Genomic DNA, 1,331 nt, shown 5'->3' with positions numbered 1-1,331 from the left:
TCCTTTTTGCTGATCAGCTTCGGACACCTCGTATGATACCAAGGGGGCTTTTTTTATTCAATCCTCATTTAAATTCATTACAGGAATGCTCCTTTCTCGGTTTTCACCATCTATTGCAACAGTGTTACCATATCATACCTAAATTCTACGTCAACTTTATAATTCCTTTTTCTTGAACAGTTTACTAAGAATTCAAGTAGTTACTTCTAAATTTGTCTAGTATCTCGGTGAGGTGCGCCATAATCATCAAGTAATTGCCGTCAATGCCCCAGTAGACCATATCATATCCCATTGAACATCTAGCTGTTCCGTTGGAAGAAAAACCCGCAGGCGGTTCTTTTCATTGCGTAAGTTAAAAGGAATAATAGCTTGTGCTCCATATTTTTGAGCTGCAGTGTAATTGTTTTCCTCATAAGCTTTAATCGCTGAACTATCAATAGCTATTTTCGAGTCGCCTATAATGCCTTGGTTACGACATTCTATGACCAGATCATAGAGCAAATTCTCTGCAATCTTCAGCTCTGTTAATTTTTTGAACACACGACTAAGGGTTGAAATAGATGGAGCACTCTTTGTCAAATCAAAACCAAATTGATAGCGAAAGCGTTCAAAGTGACTGCCCTCCTTGTGAGTTTTCTTGCTTTGTCACTTGAAAATTTCTCCACATTGGGGTGAAGTCCTAGGAAGTCCTTTTTTATGTTTTTGAAAACCTTTTATATCAAGGGTTAATTAATTTGCAAAAGTCTCAGGTGTGAAAGTTGAGTTATAGTTTCAAATGTAAAAACCATAATTTCACAAAGATATTCACATTGTATCTGCCTAGATAAAAAATACATATTATCAAGAGGATTTTTAAACCAAGCATTTTGACTATACGGCAAGAATATTTAGGTGAGGACAGCTTAGAGGATTGGCATCGGGATCACCTTTATCAAAAAGACGAAGAACAATGGGTATATTATGCCTTAAAGGGTTTAACATTCAGTTAATCTATAAAACTGATATGATAAAACAAGAAGGGATAAATTGTTATTGACTATAAAGTTAAGACATGATATAGTATCAAATGTCGCTAAAAACAAGGGTGGCGGCAATAAGTAACTTTATATAGATTATTTAACTTTAGCAAGAAATCAACAATTACCAATAACTTCTATTGACGAAGTGAAACAAAAGTGCTATGATATAATTCCAGCTTGAGACAAGCAATGAATAACTTGCTTATCAAGCATAATTATGGGAATTAAGTTGGTCTTTGAAAACTAAACAGTTGTGCGATTTAAAAAGAAAAGAACCACACAGTTCTTTTGAAGTAATTAAGAAATTAGCCA

Annotated in this window: 1 protein-coding gene; it reads right to left on the bottom strand. The window is 34.4% G+C overall.

Annotation, left to right across the window (positions count from 1 at the left end; all coding sequences use genetic code 11):
- Positions 1-246 precede the first annotated feature (246 nt).
- Positions 247-501, bottom strand: coding sequence for a hypothetical protein (locus tag GGQ84_RS15470; RefSeq protein ID WP_429163723.1), 255 nt, complete (start codon positions 499-501; stop codon positions 247-249).
- Positions 502-1,331 lie beyond the last annotated feature (830 nt).

It is taken from the genome of Desulfitispora alkaliphila (genome assembly GCF_050433185.1).
Lineage (GTDB): Bacteria > Bacillota > Desulfitisporia > Desulfitisporales > Desulfitisporaceae > Desulfitispora > Desulfitispora alkaliphila.
Note: the sequence above shows the minus strand (reverse complement) of the source record. Positions and strands in the feature narration are given on the sequence as shown.